Origin of the sequence: Thiosulfatihalobacter marinus, from assembly GCF_016019955.1 — a bacterium.
In the GTDB taxonomy this organism is placed as follows: domain Bacteria; phylum Pseudomonadota; class Alphaproteobacteria; order Rhodobacterales; family Rhodobacteraceae; genus Shimia; species Shimia marinus_A.
On record NZ_JAECRZ010000004.1, the window covers coordinates 297,857 to 321,761 of the forward strand.

General features: G+C 63.8%; 26 protein-coding genes. 16 read left to right on the top strand and 10 right to left on the bottom strand.

Going from position 1 to position 23,905, the window contains the following annotated elements; translation table 11 throughout:
- Nucleotide 1: 1 nt before the first annotated feature.
- The 4 genes from I3253_RS08645 to I3253_RS08660 form a co-directional block, all read right to left on the bottom strand.
- Nucleotides 2-889, bottom strand: a complete 888-nt coding sequence (locus tag I3253_RS08645; RefSeq protein WP_232236865.1) for an amidohydrolase family protein — start codon at nucleotides 887-889, stop codon at nucleotides 2-4.
- The gene (locus I3253_RS08650) at nucleotides 886-1,932 is read right to left on the bottom strand and encodes a 4-oxalomesaconate tautomerase (RefSeq protein ID WP_197917254.1); all 1,047 of its coding nucleotides are present in this window, start codon (nucleotides 1,930-1,932) and stop codon (nucleotides 886-888) included. Before I3253_RS08650 ends, I3253_RS08645 begins: the two co-directional genes overlap by 4 nt.
- A gap of 85 nt (nucleotides 1,933-2,017) precedes the next feature.
- Nucleotides 2,018-2,710 (bottom strand): 4-carboxy-4-hydroxy-2-oxoadipate aldolase/oxaloacetate decarboxylase, encoded by a 693-nt coding sequence (locus tag I3253_RS08655; RefSeq protein ID WP_197917255.1) that lies wholly within the window; start codon nucleotides 2,708-2,710, stop codon nucleotides 2,018-2,020.
- Complete coding sequence (locus I3253_RS08660) at nucleotides 2,707-3,444, bottom strand: PIG-L deacetylase family protein (protein WP_197917256.1); 738 nt, start codon at nucleotides 3,442-3,444, stop codon at nucleotides 2,707-2,709. Before I3253_RS08660 ends, I3253_RS08655 begins: the two co-directional genes overlap by 4 nt.
- Nucleotides 3,445-3,572: 128 nt before the next feature.
- Between I3253_RS08660 and I3253_RS08665 the strand changes: the two genes are divergently transcribed.
- The 6 genes from I3253_RS08665 to I3253_RS08690 all read left to right on the top strand — a co-directional run bounded on the left by I3253_RS08665 (nucleotide 3,573) and on the right by I3253_RS08690 (nucleotide 8,513).
- Nucleotides 3,573-4,787, top strand: coding sequence for a LysR family transcriptional regulator (locus tag I3253_RS08665; protein WP_197917257.1), 1,215 nt, complete (start codon nucleotides 3,573-3,575; stop codon nucleotides 4,785-4,787).
- A 116-nt stretch (nucleotides 4,788-4,903) separates the two neighbouring features.
- Nucleotides 4,904-5,806 (top strand): NAD(P)-dependent oxidoreductase, encoded by a 903-nt coding sequence (locus I3253_RS20695; protein ID WP_197917258.1) that lies wholly within the window; start codon nucleotides 4,904-4,906, stop codon nucleotides 5,804-5,806.
- 17 nt (nucleotides 5,807-5,823) lie between these two features.
- A complete protein-coding gene (gene ligA / locus I3253_RS08675) occupies nucleotides 5,824-6,228 on the top strand; it encodes a protocatechuate 4,5-dioxygenase subunit alpha (RefSeq protein ID WP_232236867.1) in 405 nt (134 codons plus the stop codon).
- A complete protein-coding gene (locus I3253_RS08680; protein WP_197917259.1) occupies nucleotides 6,228-7,082 on the top strand; it encodes a class III extradiol dioxygenase subunit beta in 855 nt (284 codons plus the stop codon). Before ligA ends, I3253_RS08680 begins: the two co-directional genes overlap by 1 nt.
- Before the next feature lie 10 nt (nucleotides 7,083-7,092).
- On the top strand, nucleotides 7,093-8,037 hold the full coding sequence (locus I3253_RS08685) for a Gfo/Idh/MocA family oxidoreductase (RefSeq protein ID WP_197917260.1): 945 nt from the start codon (nucleotides 7,093-7,095) through the stop codon (nucleotides 8,035-8,037).
- A gap of 176 nt (nucleotides 8,038-8,213) precedes the next feature.
- The gene (locus I3253_RS08690; protein WP_197917261.1) at nucleotides 8,214-8,513 is read left to right on the top strand and encodes a hypothetical protein; all 300 of its coding nucleotides are present in this window, start codon (nucleotides 8,214-8,216) and stop codon (nucleotides 8,511-8,513) included.
- Between the two features lie 12 nt (nucleotides 8,514-8,525).
- Here I3253_RS08690 and I3253_RS08695 read toward each other — a convergent pair whose 3' ends face one another.
- Together I3253_RS08695 and I3253_RS08700 are read right to left on the bottom strand one after the other, a co-directional pair.
- Nucleotides 8,526-8,930: a (R)-mandelonitrile lyase gene (locus tag I3253_RS08695; RefSeq protein ID WP_197917262.1), complete on the bottom strand. Its 405-nt coding sequence runs from the start codon at nucleotides 8,928-8,930 to the stop codon at nucleotides 8,526-8,528.
- A gap of 11 nt (nucleotides 8,931-8,941) precedes the next feature.
- On the bottom strand, nucleotides 8,942-11,224 hold the full coding sequence (locus tag I3253_RS08700) for an adenosylcobalamin-dependent ribonucleoside-diphosphate reductase (RefSeq protein ID WP_197917263.1): 2,283 nt from the start codon (nucleotides 11,222-11,224) through the stop codon (nucleotides 8,942-8,944).
- 134 nt (nucleotides 11,225-11,358) lie between these two features.
- On the opposite strand from I3253_RS08700, the gene I3253_RS08705 reads away from it, so the two are divergent.
- Complete coding sequence (locus I3253_RS08705; RefSeq protein WP_197917264.1) at nucleotides 11,359-11,790, top strand: DUF1489 family protein; 432 nt, start codon at nucleotides 11,359-11,361, stop codon at nucleotides 11,788-11,790.
- Between the two features lie 15 nt (nucleotides 11,791-11,805).
- On the opposite strand, the gene hisG is transcribed toward I3253_RS08705, so the two are convergent.
- From hisG to I3253_RS08725, 4 genes are all read right to left on the bottom strand, one after another.
- Nucleotides 11,806-12,495: an ATP phosphoribosyltransferase gene (hisG, locus tag I3253_RS08710; RefSeq protein WP_197917265.1), complete on the bottom strand. Its 690-nt coding sequence runs from the start codon at nucleotides 12,493-12,495 to the stop codon at nucleotides 11,806-11,808.
- A complete protein-coding gene (locus tag I3253_RS08715; protein ID WP_197917266.1) occupies nucleotides 12,492-13,577 on the bottom strand; it encodes an ATP phosphoribosyltransferase regulatory subunit in 1,086 nt (361 codons plus the stop codon). Before I3253_RS08715 ends, hisG begins: the two co-directional genes overlap by 4 nt.
- On the bottom strand, nucleotides 13,577-15,064 hold the full coding sequence (gene hisS, locus I3253_RS08720) for a histidine--tRNA ligase (protein ID WP_197917267.1): 1,488 nt from the start codon (nucleotides 15,062-15,064) through the stop codon (nucleotides 13,577-13,579). The genes I3253_RS08715 and hisS overlap by 1 nt, the downstream gene beginning before the upstream one ends.
- A gap of 206 nt (nucleotides 15,065-15,270) precedes the next feature.
- Nucleotides 15,271-16,074 (bottom strand): crotonase/enoyl-CoA hydratase family protein, encoded by an 804-nt coding sequence (locus I3253_RS08725; RefSeq protein ID WP_197917268.1) that lies wholly within the window; start codon nucleotides 16,072-16,074, stop codon nucleotides 15,271-15,273.
- Nucleotides 16,075-16,175: 101 nt separating this feature from the next.
- On the opposite strand from I3253_RS08725, the gene I3253_RS08730 reads away from it, so the two are divergent.
- From I3253_RS08730 to I3253_RS08770, 9 genes are all read left to right on the top strand, one after another.
- Nucleotides 16,176-16,370, top strand: a complete 195-nt coding sequence (locus tag I3253_RS08730) for a SlyX family protein (protein WP_197917269.1) — start codon at nucleotides 16,176-16,178, stop codon at nucleotides 16,368-16,370.
- 192 nt (nucleotides 16,371-16,562) lie between these two features.
- Nucleotides 16,563-17,432, top strand: a complete 870-nt coding sequence (locus tag I3253_RS08735) for a 5-bromo-4-chloroindolyl phosphate hydrolysis family protein (RefSeq protein WP_197917270.1) — start codon at nucleotides 16,563-16,565, stop codon at nucleotides 17,430-17,432.
- 23 nt (nucleotides 17,433-17,455) lie between these two features.
- Nucleotides 17,456-18,655, top strand: a complete 1,200-nt coding sequence (locus I3253_RS08740; protein ID WP_197917271.1) for a toxic anion resistance protein — start codon at nucleotides 17,456-17,458, stop codon at nucleotides 18,653-18,655.
- Nucleotides 18,652-19,572, top strand: coding sequence for a DUF2927 domain-containing protein (locus I3253_RS08745; protein WP_332255666.1), 921 nt, complete (start codon nucleotides 18,652-18,654; stop codon nucleotides 19,570-19,572). The genes I3253_RS08740 and I3253_RS08745 overlap by 4 nt, the downstream gene beginning before the upstream one ends.
- Before the next feature lie 31 nt (nucleotides 19,573-19,603).
- On the top strand, nucleotides 19,604-20,722 hold the full coding sequence (locus I3253_RS08750) for an SPFH domain-containing protein (protein ID WP_197917272.1): 1,119 nt from the start codon (nucleotides 19,604-19,606) through the stop codon (nucleotides 20,720-20,722).
- A 105-nt stretch (nucleotides 20,723-20,827) separates the two neighbouring features.
- Nucleotides 20,828-21,934 (top strand): TFIIB-type zinc finger domain-containing protein, encoded by a 1,107-nt coding sequence (locus I3253_RS08755; protein ID WP_197917273.1) that lies wholly within the window; start codon nucleotides 20,828-20,830, stop codon nucleotides 21,932-21,934.
- 18 nt (nucleotides 21,935-21,952) lie between these two features.
- Nucleotides 21,953-22,624 (top strand): nitroreductase, encoded by a 672-nt coding sequence (locus I3253_RS08760; protein ID WP_197917274.1) that lies wholly within the window; start codon nucleotides 21,953-21,955, stop codon nucleotides 22,622-22,624.
- A 24-nt stretch (nucleotides 22,625-22,648) separates the two neighbouring features.
- Nucleotides 22,649-23,386 carry a nuclear transport factor 2 family protein gene (locus I3253_RS08765; RefSeq protein WP_232236869.1) on the top strand — a complete coding sequence of 246 codons (738 nt, stop codon included), beginning with the start codon at nucleotides 22,649-22,651 and terminating at the stop codon, nucleotides 23,384-23,386.
- A 138-nt stretch (nucleotides 23,387-23,524) separates the two neighbouring features.
- A complete protein-coding gene (locus tag I3253_RS08770) occupies nucleotides 23,525-23,890 on the top strand; it encodes a cupin domain-containing protein (RefSeq protein ID WP_197917275.1) in 366 nt (121 codons plus the stop codon).
- Nucleotides 23,891-23,905: the final 15 nt, after the last annotated feature.

Below are 23,905 nucleotides of genomic sequence, written 5' to 3' on the forward strand. Positions count from 1 at the left end.
CTCAGCGCGCCCAGTAAAGACGCATGGGATTATCCACGAGCAGCTTTCGTTGCTGTTCGGGCGTTCGCGCGATTTCCGGAATGTAATCCACCAGCGCCCCGTCATCGGGCATGTGCGATTTCATGTTCGGATGCGGCCAATCCGTGCCCCATAGCACGCGATCCTCGAACCGCTCGACGATGGCACGGTAAAACGGGATCACATCGTCATAAGGCGGCCCTGCCACGGTAAGCCGTTCAGGGCATGTCACCTTGGTCCAGATGTTTTCGTTTTCCTCCATCAACTTGATAAAGCGATAAAAATCCGGGTGATCCACGCCTTTTGCCACATCCGGACGCCCCATATGATCCACTACGATGATCCCCGGAAGCTGTTTCAGAAACGGCTCCAGCTCCTGCAAATCGGCGGCCTCGAAATACACCACGATCGACCAGCCAAATTCCTGGATCTTCTCGGCAATCGCGATGAACACATCTCGCGGCGTCGCATCCACCAGCCGTTTGACAAAGTTGAACCGCACCCCGCGCACCCCGGCCTCATGCATCCCCGCCAGGTCTTCGCGGGTAATGTCCGCCCCCACACTGGCCACGCCCCGCGCCCGGTCCCCCGCCGCGCGGCAGGCATCCACCATCGCCCGGTTGTCCTTGCCATGGCAGGTTGCCTGCACGATCACATTGCGCGAAAACCCAAGAAAATCGCGCAATTCAAACAGCTTGTCCTTGCCCGCGTTGCAGGGCGTATACTTCCGCTCCGGCGCAAACGGAAACTCGGGGCTTGGCCCGAACACATGACAATGCGCATCCACCGCCCCCTCGGGCGGCACAAATTCCGGCTTTTTCGGATCGGGGTGGAACTCAAGCCAATCCGCATCCATCCTCTGCACAGTCATGCGAACACCTCCCCATCCATCAGCTTGCGCGCCGTCCGCAAAATCGCGGCCTCACGTACTGTCCCGGTTTCATCCACCGTCGCCACCACCGTCATTTCCCCGCCCGGATGCTCAATCGACAGGCTGCGCGCGCGCCCCTCGCCACGCGCGGCCAGATCAAACGCCACCGATCCCTCGATCAGACAGGCCGTCGCCACGCTCACCGCGCCCAACACGCCTATCGCCTTGTGGCAACGATGCGGAATGAAGGTGCGCGTCGCAATCGCCCCGCCCGCGCGCGGCGCACTCACCAGGGTCATCTTCGGCACGGATTTGCCGGACACATCCCCAAGATTCATCAACGGCCCACAGGCCAGCCGGATCGCCTCCAGCCTCTCGCGCAAGGCCGCGTCATCTTCCAGATCCCCGGGCGCCTCGTCCCCCACAATCCCAAGATCCTCCGCCCGCATCACAACACACGGCATCCCGTTGTCGATCATGGTCACGGCCACGCCATCCACCTCATCCACCACATTCCCCGTCGGCAGCAAAGCCCCACAAGACGACCCGGCAGTGTCCCTGAACGCCACCGGCACCGCCGCCGCGCTGCCCGGCACGCCATCAATCCGCGCCGCCCCGGCATAGGACACGGCGCCCCCCGGCGTCGTCACGCGCGCCACCGCCACCTGCCCCGTATTCTCCATATATATCGTCACCGGCGTTTCCCCGTCCCGTGCGGCCACCAGCCCGCGCTCGATCGCAAACGGCCCGACCCCGGCCAGAATATTCCCGCAATTCTGCGCATCCGAAACAACCGGCTGATCGACGAAAACCTGCAAGAACAGGTAATCCACATCCACGCCCTCGCGTTCCGACCGTTTCACCACCGCCACTTTCGAGGTCAACGGATCGGCCCCACCCATCCCGTCAATCTGGCGCAGATCGGGCGCGCCCATGATGCGCATCAGGAACGCATCACGTTCCTTGGGCAAATCGTCGGCCAGGAAATACCCCCCCTTTGAAGTTCCCCCGCGCATCCACATACACCGCACGCCCCTGCTCATCCCTAAGCCCTCGCTTCATTTTGCCGGAAATACTCTCGGGGGGTCTGGGGGGCAGACAGCCCCCCGGCGCGCCACCAACACTCCCTCAGACGTATTTCAGCCCTTTCGCCGCCAGCCGTTCGCGCATCCCGTAAACGTCCAGCCCCAGTTCCCCGGCCTCGAACCGCGCCCGCTTGGCGGCTTCATTGGCCTCCCGCGCACGCGCCTTTTCCAGAACCTCGGCGGCCTCCTCGCGGCGCACCACACACACCCCGTCATCATCCGCCACAACGATATCCCCCGGGTTCACGAGCGCATCGGCACACACCACCGGCACATTCACCGACCCCAGCGTTTCCTTGATCGTGCCTTGCGCGAACACCGCCCTGGACCAGACCGGAAAACCCATCTCGCTCAGGTCACGCACATCGCGCACACCGGCATCGATGATCAGCCCGCGACAGCCCCGCGCCTTGGCCGAAGTCGCCAGAAGATCCCCGAAATACCCGGCATTTGACGGCGAGATCGTGCCCAGCACCATCACGTCGCCTTCCTGCAACTGCTCGATAGCGACATGGATCATCCAGTTGTCACAGGGCGGCGCCAGGATCGTCACCGCCGATCCGGCAATCCGCGCACCCGCATAAATCGGACGCATGTACTCCGCCATCAGCCCCTTGCGCCCCTGCGCCTCATGCACGGTGGCCACACCGCATTCCGCCAGCCCGTCAATCACCGATTGATCAGCCCGTTCCATGGTCTGGACGACAACGCCCGTTGTTCCCGGCTGATAGCTCATTCCAGTTCATCCACCGTGCGCGGGAAAACCGTCTGGAACCCTTCGGCATACTGCGCCGCGCGCCCGCCCGCCTGACCGCCCGAGTTTCGCCGGAAATGGTTGGCCCGGTTCTCGGCCACGTTCCTGTAGAAATCCCACAGATGCTCCTGCCCCCGCATGCACTGGATCGCGGCCCATTTCCTGTCCCACACTTCCGTGATGTCCAGAAACACGCTGGGCTTCCAGTCCATCTGCTCGGTCTGGTGCGGCTCAAACAGGTAAAGCTGCGGCGCGCCCAGCACCTTCTGCCCCGGATTGTGCCCCCAGGCCTGCGCGATCATCCGGCATTCCAGCGCGAACTGCGTCGTGTTCATATGATCGGTGTTGTAGGGATCCCACCTGGAATGACTCATCATGAAGTTTGGCTGCACCTCGCGGATCACATCCACCATCCGGTCCTGCGTCTCACGCCCCAGATCCAGCGGATAATCCCCCACGTCAAAGAAGCGGATGTCCTTCACCCCCAGCGCGGCGGCGGCATTTTCGGCCTCCTCCCGGCGCGCGGCCTTGACCCGCTCCAGCGTCATGCCTTCCTGCTTCCACAGCTTGGCGCTCTCGCCGCGCTCGCCATAGGACAGGCACACAACCGTGACCTCATACCCCTTTTGCTGATGCAGCGCGATCGCGCCCCCCGCCCGCCAGACAAAATCGGCGGAATGCGCGCTGATGACCAGGGCGGTTTTCTCGTCGGACATGGCCAGTTGCTCCGTTTTGGTCCATGGCCCGCATGGTCCGGACCGTTCGCCACATCTTACCGCTCCCCATCACGGCTTGCCTATTTCGAAATCGGTTCCCAATATAAGCACATGCTATAGGGTGCCTGATGCAGAACGGATTTCCCAATATTCGCCACATGCGCGTCTTTCTTGAAGCGGCGCGATCGGGCTCGGTATCCCTGGCGGCAGATCGCTGTCACCTGTCCCAGCCCGCCGCCACCCAGGCCATTTCACGTCTGGAATCCGATCTCGGCGCACCGCTGCTGATCCGGCGGCGCCAGCAATTCGCGCTCACCGCCTGCGGCACGGCATTCGAACCGCGCGCCGCCGCCGCCCTGCGCCACCTGCAAGAGGGCGCGCGCGCGGCGCGGCGCGGACAGGGCGATGGCGTTCGCCGCCCCAGCTTTGACCGCGCCGTCACAGCCGCCCAGCTGCGCACCCTGATCGCCATCGCCAATAGCGGCAGCTTTACCGTCGCCGCGCGCAATCTCGGCCTGTCGCAACCCACCGTGCACCGCGCGGCGCGCAGCCTCGAAGCGCTTGCGGGCGTTGCCCTTTTCACGGCCCGTCCCTCGGGCGTGGCGCTGACGCCGGCTGCCGAATCCTTCGTGCTGGGGGCCAAGCTGGCGCAGGCCGAAATCCGGCAAGGGATCGAAGAAATCAGTCAGGAGCTGGGCGAGGGGCGCGGCACCTTCGTGCTGGGCAGCCTGCCGCTCGCGCGCACATCCATCGTGCCCCGCGCCACCCATGCGCTGATTTCCGGCACACACGGGGTGCAGGTGCGCGTCGTCGACGGGCGCTACCCGGAACTGCTGCGCTCACTTCGCGAAGGCGATCTGGATTGCCTGATCGGGGCGCTGCGCTATCCGCCCCCCGCCGACGACGTCACGCAGGAATTTCTGTTTCGCGACGCACTGACCATCGTCGCCCATCCCAGCCACCCGCTTGCCGGACGGCGCGGCCTGTCGATCGAAGACACGCTTGCCTATCCCTGGGTGGCGCCGCCCCGCGAAACACCGGCAGGTGGTTACCTGTTCGACACGCTGCGCATCCATGAACGAGACCAGACCCCGGTGCGGCTGGTCACGTCCTCGCTGGTCATGCTGCGCGGCATCCTGGCCCAGGGGCCCTATATCTCCATCGTATCCCGCCATCAGATCAGCGTTGATGCCGAACTGGGCGTGATCACCGAACTCGACCTGCCGCTGGAAGGCCATTTCCGCGATATCGGGCTGACCACGCGCAAGGGCTGGCGGGCCACGCAAATGCAGGCGCGCTATATTGAATACCTGCATCGCTTCAGCCGCCTTTCCGATCCATGACCAGCACAGGCTCACACCCGCATAGCTTTTTTCAATGCAGGTCGGGCCATTTGAATTGGCTCCCGCGCGGGTCGCGATGCTAACACATAAAGCACAGCTTCAAGGAGACCCGCCCAGTGTCGACAAACCGCCCTGAACTTGCCTTTGTCGGCTTTGGCGAGGCCGCACAGGCCATTGCGGCAGGATTGCGCACCGACGATCCGGGGCTGGCCATGTCTGCCTTTGACATCAAGACGAACGGGGCCGAGGCCGCCGCCAAGCGCGCCGATTATGCCGCCGCCAATGTCACCGCCGCCGATACCGTTGCTGCCGCAACCGGCGGGGCCGATCTGGTGTTTTCGCTCGTCACGGCCGATGAAGCCGAGTCAGCGGCTGAAGAGGCGTCCCGCACGCCGTTCAACGGCGCGTTCTATCTGGACGGCAACAGCTGCGCACCGGATGCCAAACGCCGCGCCGCGCAACACGTCACCGCCGCCGGAGGGCGCTATGTGGACATGGCGATCATGGCCCCGATCCACCCGGCCCGGCACAAAACGCCCTGCCTGCTTTCCGGCCCCGACGCGCCATGCGTGCAGGCCATCACCACCACCCTTGGCATGAACACCACCGTCGCCGGGGCGGAAATCGGTGACGCCTCGACCCGCAAGATGATCCGCTCGATCATGATCAAGGGGCTGGAGGCGTTGACGCTGGAATGCTTCCTGGCTGCCCGCACGGCCGGGATCGAGGGCGATATCCTCGCCTCGCTGGAGTCCAGCTTTCCCGGCTTTGACTGGGCCAGGCGCGCGCCCTACATGATGGAACGCAGCCTGACCCACGGCCTCCGCCGCGCCGCCGAAATGCGCGAAGTGGCCCAAACCCAGGCCGATCTGGGCCTTGATCCGCTCATGGCCACGGCCACCGCCGCGCGCCAGCACCAGATCGGCGCCTTGCAGCTTGATGCCGCCGCCATCTGCACCGATGATCCGGGCGCCCTTGCCGATGCCATACTCGCCGCGCTCGACGCCGCCCCGACCTAGCCAACAGGAGGCCCGCCATGGCCATCAAGAAGGATTACGAAGACATCCCCGGCACGTTCGTCTTCGATGCCGATCGGGGGCGCGAGGGCTATCACCTCAACCAGTTCTGCATCTCGCTGCGCCTGCAAAAGAACCGCGACGCGTTCAATGCAAGCGAAACGGCCTATCTTGACGCCTATCCAATGACGCCAGAGCAGCGCGAGGCAGTTCTCGAACGCCAATGGAACCGCATGTTGGAACTGGGTGGCAACATTTACTACACCAGCAAACTGGCCGCCAATGACGGCATCAATTTTCAGGATCTGGCAGGTATCATGACCGGCATGGGCCGCGAGGCGTATCGCGACATGATGCTCAATGGCGGCCGCTCGCCCGAGGGCAACCGCTTCCAATCCGAATGGGACGAAAAGGAAAACGACTGATGGCTCGTATCTCAGCCGGCGTGGGGTGCAGCCACGTGCCCGCCATCGGTGTCGCGATGGACACCGGGATCACCGACCAACCCTATTGGCAACCCGTCTTCAAGGGCTTTGAAAAGTCGCGCGCGTGGATCAGGGAAAACAATCCTGACGTTATTTTTCTGGTCTACAACGACCACTGCACCGCCTTTGACGCCTCCTGCATTCCCACTTTCGCACTTGGCTGCGCCGCCGAATTCCAACCGGCGGATGAAGGCTGGGGCCCCCGCCCCGTTCCGGTGGTCAGGAACCATCAGAAAATGGCCAGCCACATCGCCCAGTGTCTGATCCTGGACGAGTTCGACCTGACCATCATGAACGAGATGGAGGTCGATCACGGGCTGACCGTGCCGCTGTCGGTCATGTATGGCGACAAGGGGCCGGATGACGAATGGCCGGCGCTGGTGATCCCGCTGTGTGTCAATGTGGTGCAATACCCCGCCCCCACCGGCAATCGCTGCTACAACCTGGGCAAGGCCATCCGCCGCGCCATCGAAAGCTATGACGAAGACCTGAACGTGGTGATCTTCGGCACCGGCGGGATGAGCCATCAGTTGCAATACAAACGCGCCGGGCTGATCAACCCGGACTGGGACAAATCCTTCCTTGACCGGCTCACGTCCGATCCGGTCGGCCTGTCGCAGATGCCCCATGTGGACTACCTGCGCGAAGCCGGGTCCGAAGGCGTTGAAATGGTCATGTGGCACGTCATGCGCGGCGCGCTGGACGATGACGTGACAGAAGTGCACCGCCATTACCATGTCCCGGCCTCCAACACGGCCGTGGGCCATATCATTCTTGAAAACAAAGCAAGCTGAGGACAGCCCCATGAGAATTTGCGTAGCAGGCGCCTATGGCGCGTTCGGGATCAAACACCTTGATGCGCTGGCCGCCATCGAAGGCGTCACCGTCACATCGGTGATGGGTCCAACCCGGTCCAAGATCGCGGCGCTGGCCGCCGAACGCGGCATTCCCCACGCCGCGACCACGCTGGACGAATGCCTCGCTCGCGATGACGTGGACGCGGTGATCCTGGCCACGCCCACACAAGTTCACGCCGAACAGGCCATTGCCTGCATGAAGGCAGGCAAGCCGGTGCTGATCGAAATCCCGATGGCGGACTCGCTGACAGACAGCGAGGAAATCTGCCGCGTGCAAAAGGAAACCGGGGTGCTGGCCATGGCCGGTCAGGTGCGCCGCTTCAACCCGTCGCATCAGTGGATTCACAACAAGGTCATGGCCGGAGAGCTGAAGATTCAGCAGATGGATGTACAAACCTATTTCTTCCGCCGCTCCAACATGAACGCCAAGGGCGAACCGCGCAGTTGGACAGATCACCTGCTATGGCACCACGCCTGCCACACGGTTGACCTGTTCCAGTACCAGACCGGCGAGGTTGCCTCTCAGGCGTTCGGCCTCGAAGGCCCGCACCACCCGGAGCTGGGCATCGCCATGGACATGGCCATCGGCATGAAAACACCCTCGGGCGCGATCTGCACCCTGTCCCTGTCCTTCAACAATGACGGGCCACTGGGCACGTTCTTTCGCTATATCTGTGACAACGGCACCTATATCGCGCGTTATGACGATCTTTTTGACGGCAACGAGAACCCGATTGACCTGTCGGATGTGGCCGTTTCCGACAACGGTATCGAACTGATCGACCGCGAGTTCATCTCCGCGATCAGCGAAAAGCGCCAGCCCAATGGCACCGTTCATGACGTGCTGGATGCCATGCGCACGCTGGACCGTATCGAGCAAAGCTTCGTCTGAGGGCCGCGAACGCCTTTGGCACCAGCCAGGTGCGGCCCGCGCCCGGCTCTTGGCAACCGGCGGATATCGGCGCGCAGCGCCCTGTCACGCAACCGTTTCTTGACCCGCCGTCGCCGCGTTTCGTAAGGTTTTCACAAATCCGACGCAGATCAACAACGTGAAAACAGAGGTCTGATATGCATCCCGATCTGAAAGCCCGCCGCCGCATGGTGATGCACACATCGCGCGCCTATGTGGCCGCCGATCTGTCCCTGCGGCGCGCGCTCGAAGACGCGCGCACACTTGTGCCCGACGTGATTGACCACAGCATCTGGCGCATTGGCCACCCCGGATCCCGCATTCGCCGCCTGTACGACGAACGCCACCGCGCGCTTGAGCGGATGCAGGTGGCCTGTCTGAAGTTTGACCTGGCTCGCCGCCGCCTGCTGGCGCGCCAGCGGTCCCGGCGGGTTCTGGCAATCGCCTACATGCCCTGATACGCGCCGCGCCTATTCCGGCGCGCGCAGGTAATCCGCGTCGCTGACATGGTCCAGCCAAGTTGCGGCCGATCCGTCCAGCTTTTCCTGAATCGCCAGATGCACCATGCCGGCTTCCGGCGCTGCGCCGTGCCAATGCTCTTCTCCCGGCGCGATCCACACCGTATCGCCGGCCCGGATCATGCGTGGCGCTTCTCCGCGTCGCCCGACAAGCCCGACGCCTGACAGCACATGCAAAGTCTGGCCCAAAGGGTGGGTGTGCCACGCGGTCCGCGCGCCGGGTTCAAACCCCACCCGCAACGCCATCACCCGCGCCGGGCCCGGTGCGTCAATCACCGGATCCTGCCAGACAGTTCCCGTGAAATAGGCGGCGTCCGCTTGCTTGCCGGGCCGTGACCCAACCGGGAAAATATCCATAAATCAGCCTCTTACCCACATTTTGAATACCCACAGCTCATACAGGTCATGCAGCCTTCGACCATCTGCAAATCAAATTGCCCACAGCTGGGGCACGCCTTGCCGCGCGGGGTTTCGCCCACAGCCATCACCTGTGCCCTTGGGTCTGATTTCAGCCCCATGCCCTCGCCCTCGATGAACCCGATGGAAATCATGTGCCGCTCGATCACACCGCCGATCGCCGCCAGAATGGACGGAATGTATTTGCCCTGCATCCACGCCCCGCCGCGCGGGTCAAACACGGCCTTCAGTTCCTCGACCACAAAAGACACATCCCCGCCGCGTCGGAACACCGCCGAAATCATCCGGGTCAGCGCCAGCGTCCAGGCGTAATGCTCCATGTTCTTGGAGTTGATGAACACCTCGAACGGGCGGCGGTGGCCGTTGATGATCACATCATTCACCGTAAGGTAGATCGCGTGCTCACTGTCGGGCCATTTCAGCTTGTAGGTCGCCCCTTCCAGCGATTGCGGCCGCTCCAATGGCTCGGACATGTAGATCACTTCGCCCGAATCCGCGACGTGATCGGCCGGGTTCTCGCCCGGTGCCTGATCCTCTGTCTCACTGACAGCCAGAACTGACCCGGTCACATCGTTGGGACGGTAGGTGGTGCACCCCTTGCAGCCCGTGTCCCACGCCTGCATGTAGACATCCTTGAACGCGTCAAAGCCGATATCCTCGGGGCAGTTGATCGTCTTGGAAATGCTCGAATCGATCCATTTCTGCGCCGCGGCCTGCATCCGCACATGGGCCGACGGCTCCAGCGTCTGCGCGTTCACAAAGTAATCGGGCAATTCCGCATCGCCGAACCTGTCGCGCCACATCTGCACCGCGTAATCGACCACCTCTTCCTCGGTGCGCGATCCGTCCTTTTGCAGCACCTTGCGGGTATAGGCATAGGCGAAGACCGGTTCGATCCCGCTCGACACGTTCCCGGCATAAAGCGAGATCGTCCCCGTGGGCGCAATCGACGTGAGCAAGGCGTTGCGGATGCCATGTTCCGCAATCGCCGCCTTCACATCCTCATCCATCTGCGAGACCAACCCGCCCGACAGGTATTTCTCCTTGTCAAACAACGGGAACGCCCCCTTTTCGCGGGCCAGATCCACCGACGCCAGATAAGACGCGCGCGCGATCTCTTTCATCCACGCCTCGGTCTGCGCCGCCGCCGCTTCGCTGCCATAGCGCAAGCCCAGCATCAGCAACGCATCGGCCAGCCCGGTCACACCCAGACCGATCCGGCGCTTGGCCTGCGCCTCGGCAGCCTGTTCCGGCAACGGGAAACGCGACGCATCCACCACATTGTCCATCATCCGCACCGCCGTGGCGACCAGATCGGACAGTTCCGCCAGATCCAGCGCCGCGTCCGCGGTGAACGGGGTCTTGACCAGCCGCGCAAGGTTGATCGAGCCAAGCAGACAGGCGCCATAGGGCGGCAAAGGCTGTTCGCCGCAAGGGTTGGTCGCGGCGATGGTCTCGACATAGTTCAGATTGTTCAGCGCGTTGATCCGGTCGATGAAAATCACCCCCGGCTCGGCGTAATCATAGGTCGATTGCATGATCCGGTTCCACAGATCGCGCGCCTGAACCGTGTGATACACCTTGTCCCCGAACTTGAGCTCCCACGGCCCGTCCGCCTTGACCGCCTCCATGAAGGCATCCGTGACCAGCACCGACATGTTGAACATGCGCAACCGCGCCGGATCGCTCTTGGCGGTGATGAACTGTTCGATGTCGGGGTGATCGCAGCGCATCGTGGCCATCATCGCGCCCCGACGGCTTCCGGCACTCATGATGGTGCGGCACATCGCGTCCCACACATCCATGAATGACAGCGGTCCACTGGCATCCGCCGCCACGCCCATCACATCCGCCCCGCGCGGGCGGATCGTGCTGAAATCATATCCGATCCCGCCGCCCTGCTGCATGGTCAGCGCGGCCTCTTTCAGCATGTCGAAAATCCCGCCCATGCTGTCGGGGATCGTGCCCATCACGAAACAGTTGAACAGCGTTACGTTGCGCGCCGTCCCGGCGCCCGCCGTGATCCGCCCCGCCGGCAGATATTTGAAATCCTCCAGCGCGCCATAGAATCGCTCTTCCCAGACATCCGGCTCTTTTTCGACCTTTGCCAGATCCCGGGCGATCCGGCGCCAGGTGTCTTCGACGCTCTGGTCGATCGGGGTGCCATCCGCTTGTTTGAAACGGTACTTCATGTCCCAGATACTTTCGGCAATCGGGGCAGCGAAACGGCTCATGCGGGACTCCTCGGTCGGTATTCGGGCAGATTTGGTGGCAGGCGGGACACGCGCCCAAGGGCGCGGAGATACACAATACCTTGAATGCCAGTCCGAATCCACTACCATATACGCCCTATCCTGTGGGGGACTCTGTGGATAACTTCGTGAATCTTGTGAAATTGTCGGTTGGCTCGGAAAGCGTCGAGACATTGGCCGACTGGCAAGCGACCCGCGCGGCCCAGACGCCGGATGGCCTGCCCCGCCACGTCACCCGCATGTGGCCCAAACGCGAGGCCGAAATTCTCGCCGGCGGCTCGATCTTCTGGGTCATCAAGGGCGCCATCCAGTGCCGTCAGCGCATCCTGCGACTGGACGAGGTGTTCGGGGCGGACGGCATCCGCCGCTGCGCCATCGTGCTGGACCCGGAAATTCATCGCACCGTATCCGCCCTCAAACGCCCGTTTCAGGGCTGGCGCTACCTCAACCCCGGTGACAGCCCCGCCGACCTGCCAAAAAACCGTGACAACGACGATACCCTGCCCGACGATCTGAACCGGGCATTGGCCGAAATCGGGGTGCTCTGAAGCCGAAGGGCCACCCTACCCCAGCCGAACCAGCAATTCCCGCAGCGTTGCCTGCTCCGCTTCGGTCACATCCGCCACGCGGCTGCGCCACAAAGTTGCCTGCGACTTCAGGATCGGCCCGTCCGACAGGATCTTGAGATGGTTGGCCCGCAGCGTTTCGCCTGTCGACGTGATATCCGCCACCGCCTCTGCCGTCAGGTTCTTGATGGTGCCTTCCGTGGCGCCCTGGCTGTCAACCAGTTGATAATCCGCCACGCCATTGTCGCGCAGATACTCCCGCACCAGCCGATGGTATTTTGTGGCAATCCGCAGCCGGAACCCGTGGCGCGCGCGAAACGCCGCCGCCGCCGCGTCCAGATCGTCCAGCGTGTCCACATCCACCCAGCATCCCGGCACCGCGATTATCAGATCCGCCTGCCCGAATCCCAGCGGCGCAACTTCTTCGACCTGCTGTTCCCAAAGCCCCAGCTTTTCACGCACGAGGTCTGTGCCGGTCACGCCCAGGTGAATACGCCCGGCAGCCAGCTCGCGCGGGATTTCCCCTGCTGACAGCAACACCAGGTCCACCCCGTCGATCCCGTCGACCGCGCCGGCATATTCCCGCTCCGAACCGGTGCGCGACAGCGCCACGCCGCGCGCCTGGAACCAGTCGAACGTCTTGTCCATCAGCCGCCCCTTGGACGGCACGCCCAGCTTGATGCTCATGCCCCGGCCTCCACCTGCACCAGCAATCCCGGACGGATCACCCCGCCCACCGCCGGAATCTCGCGCCCCTGTCCCAGAACGCGGGTCAGCGCATCATAGCGCCCGCCGCTGGCCAATGGCGGCAGATCTGGCCGCCCCGGGACATAGAACCCAAAGACAAACCCGTCATAGTATTCCATCGACGTGCGTCCATAACTGGCCTCGAACTCCAGCCTGGCCACGTCAATGCCGCGCGCCTGGAGCGCCGCGATGCGTTCCTGCAAGCGGAACGTCGCCTCGGTGATGGCGGGCATGTCGACGGCCAGATCACGGATATGCTCCAGCGCGAAGGGCAGGGTTTCACGCACGTTCAGCAAGGCGTCGATCAGATCCACCTCCCGGGCAGAGATCGGCGGCGCACCGGCATCTTCGCGCAAGGCTTCGATCCGCGCCGCCACCTCGGCCTGTCCGCGCATCCCGATATCCGGGAAGCCATGCGCCAGCGGATCGGCATCGGCCAGCAGGGCGGCCCGGCTGGGCGGCATCGGGCTGCGCCCGGCAAAACGATCCAGCAGCGCACGAAACCGCCGGGGCCGCCAGACATGGCGCAGCAAGGCGCGCTTGCGCCGCTCTGTCGTATCCAGCCCGCGCACCGCCGCCGTCAGGATACCGATATCCCCCGTCGCGGCCCGAAGATGCACATCGCCCAGCGCCGCCTGGATGGTGGCGAACACCTCGGCATCGGCCGCCGCCGCATTGTCGCGCGCAAACAGCTCGAACCCGACCTGCATGTATTCATTGGCCCGCGCCGGATCATCCTCCTGACGGCGGAACACCTCGCCAGCATAGGTATAACGCGCCGGTTCCGCGCCGCCCTTCATGTGCATCTGTACAACCGGCACCGTGAAGTCCGGGCGCAGCATCTGTTCGCCGCGCAGCGCATCGCTTGTCACATAGGCCCGCGCCCGGATGTCTTCGCCGTAAAGGTCCAGCAACACTTCGGCCGGTTGCAGGATATCGGTTTCCACAGGCAGCGCCCCGGCATTGGCGAACACATCGCGCAGCGCCGACGCGCGCGCCCGGATCTCGGATTTCAGCGGCATCAGCTTTCCTGCCCCGCCAGGATTTCGCGCACCCTGGCCACCAGATCGCCGCGCGCCACTTCGAACTGGCTGGGGCGCTCTTTCCACTCTTCAAGCGTGGCGCTTTGGGCGATCCGCGCACCAAGGATCAGATCCTTGATCTGCACGACGCCCTTTTCCTTTTCGTCACCACCCTCGATGATCGCGACCGGCGCGTTGCGCTTGTCGGCATATTTGAGCTGGTTGCCAAAGTTCTTGGGGTTGCCGAGATACACCTCGGCGCGGATGCCCGCGTTGCGCAGTTCCGCCACCATCGCCTGGTAATCTGCCATCCGGTCACGATCCATCACCGTGACAACAACCGGCCCCGCGACCGTGCCACCGATCCGGCCCTTTTCACGCAGCGCCGCCAACAGACGGTCAACACCGATCGACACGCCGGTGGCAGGCACCGCCTGTCCGGTAAAGCGTTTGACAAGATCGTCGTACCGCCCGCCGCCAGCAACCGAGCCAAACTGCCGCTTGCGCCCTTTCTCGTCGAAGATCTCGAAGGTCAGTTCGGCCTCGTAAACCGGCCCGGTGTAATAGCCCAGGCCGCGTACAACACTTGGGTCAATGACAATCCGATCCGCGCCATATCCACCGGCGGCCAACAACTCGTTGATCTGTTCCAGTTCGGCGATCCCCTCGGCCCCGATGGTCGAGGCGCCGACCGCGCTGCGCAGGTTGTCAAACGTTTTGGCCACGTCATCGGCCCTGGATGTCAGGAACGCGATCACCGGCTCGGCCTGATCGTCGCTCAATCCCACGCCATCGATGAATGCACCAGAGGCATCCAGACGACCCCCGGTCAGAAGCGCGCGCACACCCGCTTCGCCTACCTTGTCGAACTTGTCGATGGTGCGCAGGACGGCATCGCGCTGGCTTTCATCGGACAGTCCCATGGTCTCCAGCACACCGTTGAGAACCTTGCGGTTGTTGACCCGCACAAGGTAATCCCCGCGCTCGATGCCGACGGTTTCCAGCGTATCCGACAGCATCGCGCAAATCTCGGCATCCGCCGCCATGCTGGCCGTACCCACCGTGTCGGCATCACATTGGTAGAACTGGCGATACCTTCCGGGGCCCGGCTTTTCATTGCGCCAGACCGGCCCCATCGCGTAGCGGCGATATGGGGTGGGCAGGTCATTGCGGTGCTGGGCATAGACGCGGGCCAGCGGCGCGGTCAGATCATAGCGCAGGGCCATCCAGTCGCCCTTGCCATCCTCGTCGGATTCCTGCCAGGCGAACACGCCCTCATTGGGCCGGTCCACGTCGGGCAGGAATTTGCCCAGCGCCTCGACCGTCTCCACGGCGCTCGATTCCAGCGCCTCGAACCCGTAGCGATGATAGACCCCGGCAATCCGGTGCAGCATTTCGGCACGTTCGCTTACCTCGGCGCCGAAATAGTCGCGAAAGCCCTTTGGCGTGATCGCCTTGGGGCGGGGGGCTTTTTTCTGCTTGGCCATGATGGTCTGTGTCCGTGGCAACTGCGGTTGGCGAGGCATCTACCGCATGACCTGCTTGGCGGCAAGACGCTCCCGGCGCGGGGAGGCCTCCCGCCGCGCGCGGGCGCGTTGGGCGTGGCTCGGCAGAGCCGAGCCTGAAGGGGGCCAGCCCCCGTCGCCTTTGGCGACTCCCCCGGGATATTTCCGGCCAAAAGAATATCCGGGGATCAGATATCGGTGAAGCTGCCGCCGCGCCCCTTGCCCGCGGCAAAGCGGGCGGCCCCTGAGGTGCCTTCCTTGGCGAAAGTGCTGAATGATCGCCATTCGCGGCGCAGGGCCGCGGCCAGATCCTGCCCGGTCGGGCGCGCGGAAAGGAAATCGGCCCGCAGGCAGGCTTGTGGAAACCCGCTGAGACTGGCGGCCAGTTCATGCGCCGTGGCCAGGGCGCGGCCGGTGTCGCACAGCCTGTCGGCCAGCCCCATGGCGAAGGCGTCCCGGGCGTCCACGGCGCGGCCGGTGAGGATCATGTCATTGGCGCGCCCTTGTCCGACGATCCGGGGCAGGCGCACCGTGCCGCCATCAATCAGCGGCACGCCCCAGCGGCGGCAGAACACACCGAACACGGCGCTGCGCGCCGCCACGCGCATGTCGCACCAGGCCGCCAGTTCAAGCCCGCCGGCCACCGCGTGGCCCTCGATCGCCGCGATCACCGGTTTGGACAGCATCAGGCGCGAGGGCCCCATCGGGCCCATGATTGGCTGGGCGCGCGCGTCCCGCCATTCCGCAGGGATATCGACCGCGTTCAGCCAGTCCTGCCCGACACCCGCCGAAGCGGCCTTGAGATCGAACCCGGCGCAGAACGCGCCTGCCTCGCCGGTCAGGATCGCCACATCCACAGAGTCATCCCCGTCAAAGGCAAGGAAGGCTTCGAACAGGGCGCGTGCGGTTGGCGGGTCAACCGCATTACGCGAAGCCGGGCGCGCGATCGTCACCACGCGTGTGCGCCCTGTCGTGTCAAGCCGTACTGCCATTCTCGTCCCTCCCGCAGCGACATCAGCACGCCATGGCCCGTTGCGGCAATCGGAACGCGGCGTCGCTTGACCGGACCGCCGCGGCGCAGTAGGCGGGGACCATGGAAAACCTTGAAGAACAGATCGCCCACCTGACCCGCTCTGTCGAGGAGTTGAGCGAGGTTGTCGCCCGCCAGGACAGCGAGATTGCCGTGCTCACCCGGCGCGTGCACATGCTGATGGAGCGCGAAGCCACCCGCGAATCCGACGGCGGCGGCGGCATTGTGCTGGGCGACGAGCGGCCACCGCATTACTGATCGGGCCACCGGCAAGGGCGCGCCTGTGGCGTGATTGCGGCAAACTTCCCCCTAGCTTTGGGCGGGCTTTGTTCCTAGATTTCCCAAGGGTTAGCGGAGACGATACGCCATGTCCGGTTCCGGATTGCAAAAGCTGTCATTTGTTCTTCTTGTCATCCTGATCCTGTACGTTTCCATCGCGGGAGGCGTGTGATGGCACGGAAATTTGGCGGCAAATTCAGCCCCGGCAATGGTGATACGCCGCCTGTCGGGGCATTTCAGGGCGCGCGCCGCAGCCGTGTGGGCGGACGTGTGAACCTGCTGTTCCTTGCGCCACTGCCGTTGATCTGGCAGGCCTTTGGCAATGGTCCCGGCGCGCTTGTGCTGAACCTTGCCGCGCTTGGCACCCTGCTTTTGGCGGCGTGGCTGACCCGCGAGGGGCTGCTGGCACAGGAAGCCTATGACGCGCGCACCGTGGCCCGCCGCCCGGCGTTGCCACGCAAGATGCTTGGATCGGTCCTGACCGGCGCCGGTCTGGCCGTGGCCGGTTTTGCCGCCGGTGGCGACATCCTTGCGCCGATCGCCTATGCCGTGGTCGGCACCGTTCTGCATTTTCTCGCCTTTGGCCCGGACCCGCTGCAAAACAAGGGGCTGGAAGGCGTGGACCTGTTTCAGACCGATCGTGTCGCCCGCGCCGTGGACGAGGCCGAAGAGCATCTGCGCGCCATGTCCGAGGCCATCAAACGCGCCGGCGACCGCACGCTTGAAACCCGGGTCGGGCAGTTTCAGCAGGCCGCCCGCGCCTTGTTCCGCACCGTCGAAAACGATCCGCGCGATCTGACCGCGGCCCGGCGTTATCTTGGCGTCTACCTGCTGGGGGCGCGCGACGCGACCGTCAAGTTCGCCGATATCTATTCGCGCACCCGCAACGCCGAAGCGCGTGCCGATTACGCGGCGTTACTGGATGATCTTGAACAGAATTTTGCCACCAGAAACCAGAAACTGTTGCTGGACGACCGCAGCGACCTGACCATTGAAATCGACGTTCTGCGCGAACGTTTGCAGCGCGAAGGTGTGCGTTAACGCCCTTCAGAAAGGAACCCATCATGTCCCAGACCACCCGCCAAAAGGCCGAGGCCGTCATCACCGAACTGGAAAACGTGACCGCCGTGGAATTGCCCGAACCCGCCGATGCCGCGGCCATCGTGCCGCTGGAACAGGCCGATGCGCCCGTATCGGCGGAAATCACCCGCCGCATGGCCGAGCTGGACATGAGCGATTCCAATTCGATCGTGTCCTTTGGATCCGCCGCCCAGGCCGAATTGCAAGAGATCAGCCAGGCCATGTTGCAGGATGTGCGCAACAAGGATGTCGGCCCCGCAGGGGATTCCCTGCGCGATATCGTCACCACCATTCGCGGGTTTTCCGTGTCCGAGCTGGACGTGCGCCGCGAACGCTCGCTCTGGGAAAGGCTGTTGGGCCGTGCCGCGCCGTTTGCCAAGTTCACCGCCCGTTTCGAAGACGTTCAGGGCCAGATCGACAAGATCACAGACAACCTGCTCAGCCACGAACACAAGCTGCTGAAAGATATCAAATCGCTGGACCTGCTGTATGACAAGACATTGAATTTCTACGATGAACTGGCGCTTTACATCGCGGCGGGCGAGGCCAGGATCGCCGAACTGGATGCCAGCGACATCCCCGCGAAAGAGGCCGAGGTTCAGGCGGCGGACGAAACCGCCCAGGTGATGAAGGCCCAGGAACTGCGCGATCTGCGCGCCGCGCGGGATGATCTGGAACGCCGCGTGCATGATCTCAAGCTGACGCGCCAGGTGACGATGCAATCCCTGCCCTCGATCCGGCTGGTGCAGGAAAACGACAAGTCGCTCGTGACCAAGATCAACTCGACGCTGGTCAATACCGTGCCGCTCTGGGAAACCCAGCTGGCACAGGCGGTCACGATCCAGCGCAGCGCCGAGGCCGCCGCCGCCGTGCGCGATGCCAATGATCTGACCAACGAATTGTTGACTGCCAACGCCAGGAACCTGCGCGACAGCAACAAGGTGGTGCGCGAGGAAATGGAACGGGGCGTGTTCGATATCGAGGCCGTGAAACAGGCGAACGCAGATCTGATCGCCACCATCAACGAAAGCCTTCAGATCGCCGACGAAGGCAAGGCGCGCCGCGCCGCCGCCGAAGCGGAGATGAAGAAGATGGAGGCCGAACTGCGCGACACGCTGGCCGCCGCCAAGGCACGCAAGACCGGGCTGGGCGATACCGCCGCCACATCCGTTCCCCCGGCGTGAGGCACACGGGCGGCATCCTGACGGCGCTGGCGCTGGTGGTGCTGGCATCCTGTGTCAGCACGGACACCGGCACCACGCGCGCGCCCGCGCCCGAGGCCCGCGCGCCCTCGGCGCAAAGCCAGGCATTGCGCACCTATTATGCCCGCGTTCAGAACGATCTCCTTGCACGCGGGCTGATGCGCACCGATGGCGGCGGGCCGGACACCCCGTTCACACCCGACATGCTGGCCCGCAACTTTGAACGCATCGCCTTTTATGACGAATACGAACTGGATCGCGGTTTGCGCGCCGCATCGGGACAAGCCGGCCAGTTGCGCCGCTGGCCCGGCCCGGTGCGGGTGGCGGTAGAGTTCGGCCCCTCCGTTCCCAAAACCCAGCGCAACAAAGACCGCGAGACCATTGCCGCCTATGTCCCCCGGCTCGCCGCGGCCACCGGCCATCCTGTCACGATGACATCGCAACGGGCGAATTTTTTCGTCCTGATCATGGGCGAAGATGACCGGGACGCCCTTGAAACCCGTGTCCGCGAACTGGTGCCCGGCGCCAGCAGCGCCACGCTCAACCTGTTCCGCGACGTCCCGCGCAACATCCACTGTTTCGTGGCCGCCTTTTCGTCGCCAACCAACGTCAACCACTACACCAGCGCCATCGCGCTCATACGCGCCGAACATCCCGACCTGCTGCGCGAATCCTGCATCCACGAGGAAATCGCCCAGGGATTGGGCCTTGCCAATGACAGCCCCGACGCGCGCCCGTCGATCTTCAATGATGACGACGAATTCGCCCTGCTGACCACCCATGACGAAAAACTGCTGTCGATCCTGTATGACGACCGCCTTGCGCCCGGCATGTCACTGGAACAGGCCCGCCCCGTCATCCGCATCCTGGCCCGCGAACAGACGGGCCGCATCTACTAAGTCCAAAGACACCCCGAAAGGAACCGATCCCATGGGCATTTTCGATTTTCTCACCGGCGAATTCATCGACGTCATTCACTGGGTCGACGACACCCGCGACACCCTGGTCTGGCGCTTCGAACGTGAAGGGCACGAAATCAAGTACGGCGCCAAGCTCACCGTTCGCGAGGGCCAGTCCGCCGTGTTCGTGCACGAAGGCCAGCTGGCCGATGTCTTCACCCCCGGTCTCTACATGCTCGAAACCAACAACATGCCGGTGATGACCACCCTGCAAAGCTGGGATCACGGTTTCAAAAGCCCGTTCAAATCGGAAATCTACTTCGTCAACACCACCCGCTTTACCGATCTGAAATGGGGCACCAAGAACCCGATCATGGCGCGCGACCCTGAATTCGGCCCCGTGCGTCTGCGCGCCTACGGCACCTATGCCATTCGCGTCATCGATCCGGCCCGCTTCCTGACCGAGATCGTCGGCACCGATGGCGAATTCACCATGGACGAGATCAGCTTCCAGATCCGCAACATCATCGTGCAGGAATTCTCCCGCGTGATCTCAGGCTCGGGCATTCCCGTTCTGGACATGGCCGCCAATACCTCCGATCTGGGCAAGCTGGTCGTGGCGGAAATCGCCCCCACCCTGGCCGAATACGGTCTCACGATGCCGGAACTCTATATCGAGAACATTTCCCTCCCCCCCGCCGTCGAACGAGCGATGGACAAACGCACCTCCATGGGCATTGTCGGGGATCTGGGCAAATATACGCAATTCTCCGCCGCCGAAGCCATGACCGCCGCGGCCCAGACCCCCAATTCCGGCATGGCCGCCGGGCTGGGTGCCGGCATGGGTATGGCCATGGCCCAGCAAATGGCCAATCCCGGCCACAATCCCGGCCCCTGGGGCGCCCGCCCCGCCACCGCCCAGCCCGCCCCGCCCCCGCCGCCGGTCGAACATGTCTGGCACATTGCCGAAAACGGCGCCACCAGGGGACCATTTTCCAAGGCGGCGCTGGGCCGCATGGCATCGCAGGGCGAAATCACCCGCGAAACCTATGTCTGGACCGCCGGTCAGGACGGCTGGAAGCGTGCCGAAGACGTTGCCGAACTGGCCCGGCTGTTCACCATCCTGCCGCCGCCGCCACCCGGCGCCTGATCGACCATCCGCAACCCACAGGCCCAAGCCGGAACCACCCCCGCCGCACAACCCGCGGCCCCGCTTTCATTGTTCCCGCAAATACTCCCGCCGGAGGCATCCAACATGTCGGCCACACCGCCCCCCGCCCCTCAGGAAACCCACGGCTTTCCCTGCCCGCAATGCGGCGCCGACATCCGCTTTGCCCCCCGGCAGGGCAAACTGATCTGCGACCATTGCGGCTATGAAGAACCGATCGACCAGGGCGACCGCAGCGCCGCGATCTCCGAACTGGATTTCAAATCCGCCCTGACCGATCAACTGCCCCAGGCCGAAATCGTCGAGACACGCGTCACGACCTGCCCGAACTGCGCCGCGCAAATCACCTTCGACGGCGATACCCATGCCACCGAATGCCCGTTCTGCGCCACGCCCGTGGTGGTCGATACCGGTTTGCACCGCCTGATCAAACCCCGCGCGGTATTGCCCTTTCAACTGGACGAACGCACCGCCCACAAGGCCATGAACGATTGGCTGGGACGGCTCTGGTTCGCGCCCTCCGGCTTGCAGGACTATGCCCGCAAGGGGCGCAGGATGAACGGCATCTACGTCCCTTACTGGACCTATGACGCCGACACCCGGTCCAGCTATTCGGGCGAACGCGGCACCATCTACTATGTCACCCAAACCGTGATGCAGGATGGCAAGCAGGTGCAGAAACAAGTCCAGAAAATCCGCTGGTCCCCCGCATCCGGACGGGTCAAACGCTGGTTTGACGATGTGCTTGTCCTGGCCTCCCGCGCCCTGCCCAAGAAATATACCGACGCATTGGAACCCTGGGATCTGTCAGCGCTGGAACCTTACGCCCCCGAATACCTCGCCGGGTTCCAGGCCGAAGGCTATACCGTCACGCTCGAAGACGGCTACGATCAGGCGCGCGCGCATATGGACGCCGTGATCCGGCGCGACGTGGCCTTTGACATCGGCGGCGATCGCCAGCGCATTCACAGGGTGTCCACCACGGTCAGCGATGTCACGTTCAAGCATATCCTGCTGCCTGTCTGGCTGGCCGCCTACAAATACCGGGGCAAGACCTACCGCTTCGTGGTCAACGGCCAGACCGGGCGGGTTCAGGGCGAACGTCCGTGGTCGGCCTGGAAAATTGCGGCCGCGGTTGTGCTCGGGGCCATTGTCGCCGCCGGAATCGGCTATATCATCGCCCAGACGCAATAAAAGAACCGGAAACACGCGATGACCACCCACTCCGCTCTGCAAGAGCTTCTGAGCGCCCGTCACTCCTGCCGCGCCTTCCGCCCGGATCCGGTGCCGCGCGACGTGATTGCACAGATCCTGCGCGATGCGGGGCGCGTGCCGTCCTGGTGCAACGCCCAGCCCTGGCAGGTGCGCGTGACTTCCGGCGCCGCCACCAACGCATTCCGCGCGGCGATGCTCGACGCCTTCGACAACGCCGCGTCCAGTTGTGATTTCGAACCGCCCTCGGGCTATACCGGCCCGCGTCAGGCCCGGCGCCGCACCTGCGGGCTGCAACTTTACCAGGCGGTGGGCATCGAACGCGGCGACCGGGCGGGCCGCGCTGCGCAAATGCGCGAAAACTACCGGCTGTTCGGCGCGCCGCATCTGGCGATGATCACCACCGCCGCCGAACTGGGCACCTATGGCGCGCTCGATTGCGGCGGCTTCATCACCGCTTTCTGCCTCAGCGCGACGGCACAGGGTGTCGCCACCGTTCCCCAGGCCGCGCTGGCCTTTTACGCGAATGAGGTCCGCGCCCATTTCGCCATCCCCGCAGACGAGAAAATCCTCGCCGCGATCTCGTTTGGCTACCCGGACACTGACAATCCCGCCAACGCCTTTCGCACCGAACGCGCGGCGCTGGAAGAATTCGTCACCTGGCTGGATTGACGGCATGGCATCGAAAAAGACCTTTTGCGCAGGTTTCTCAAAGGCATCGAAACCGGCGACGCCATGGCGGCGGCGGTTGTGAACGAAGACAAATACATACAACACAACCCCCAGACCCACGAGGGCCGCGAAGGTATTGCCGCCCTGTTCGCGCGGCTGTCCAGAACCTCGCCCAAGGTCACGTTCTGCCGGGTGTTCGAGGACGGCGACTATGCCTTTGCCCACAACCTCTACGATTTCTCCAGCCTGCGCGCCGCCTTCGAAGTGTTTCGCTTCGAAGACGGGCAGGCGGTCGAACATTGGGACAATATCCAGCCCCTGCGCGGGCCAAACCCCGCCGGGCGCGGTATGCTGGATGGCGAAACCGCAATCTCCGATCTCGACAGGACCGAGGCAAACCGGTCGCTTGCCCGTGACTTTTTGTTGCGCGCCCTCATTCCGGCGGATGAAGGCCAACTGAAGGCCCGCGCCGCCGCGACCCTCGTTCAACACAACCCCGATCTGTCCGACGGTGCCGATGCCCTGTACGCAGCCCTGACCGACGCGGCCCCCGGCCCGCTGTCTCTCTCCTACACCCATTTGCACCGCGTCCTGGCCGAGGGCAATTTTGTGCTCTGTGTCAGCGAGGGGTATCGCGACAGCGTGCATTCCAGCCTTTACGATCTGTTTCGTTTTGAAACCGGGCGGATCGTCGAACACTGGGGCACGATCGAAACCATTCCGCCCCGAAGCGAATGGAAGAACGACAACGGCAAGTTCTGAGAACGCGCGCCCGGACCCTGACAATCCGATCCAACGCCCCATTGGCGCGGCATCAAGCCGGCCAATCAGAAAACCCGCGCTGCCGTCGGCAGGTTCTGATATTCTGGCCCGACCTGAAAGAATCCGAAAGTGTCGCACATGCAGTATTCCATTCTTCTCGAAGACTCCGACGGCATATCCTATTTCGAGGACAGAGTGGCCGATCTTCCGCTTGTGAATTTCGTTCCACCCGCTGCGCCGCTGAACATGTCGGATCCGCTGGCGGCAACCGGGTTTGTGTTCCTGACCCTGCCCGCCGGTTGGAAAGGCATCCGGCATCGCTCGCCGAATCGCCAGATCGCGGCGATCCTGTCAGGCCGGTTCCGGGTCGAGGCCGGATCGGGCGAAATACGCGACTTTACCGCCGGCGATCTGTTCTGGATGGAAGACACCACCGGCGCCGGACATATCTCATCGGCCGAAGGCGATGTTCCGGCCACGATGGTCATTACCCAACTGGCCTGAAGGCCGCGCGGGTCG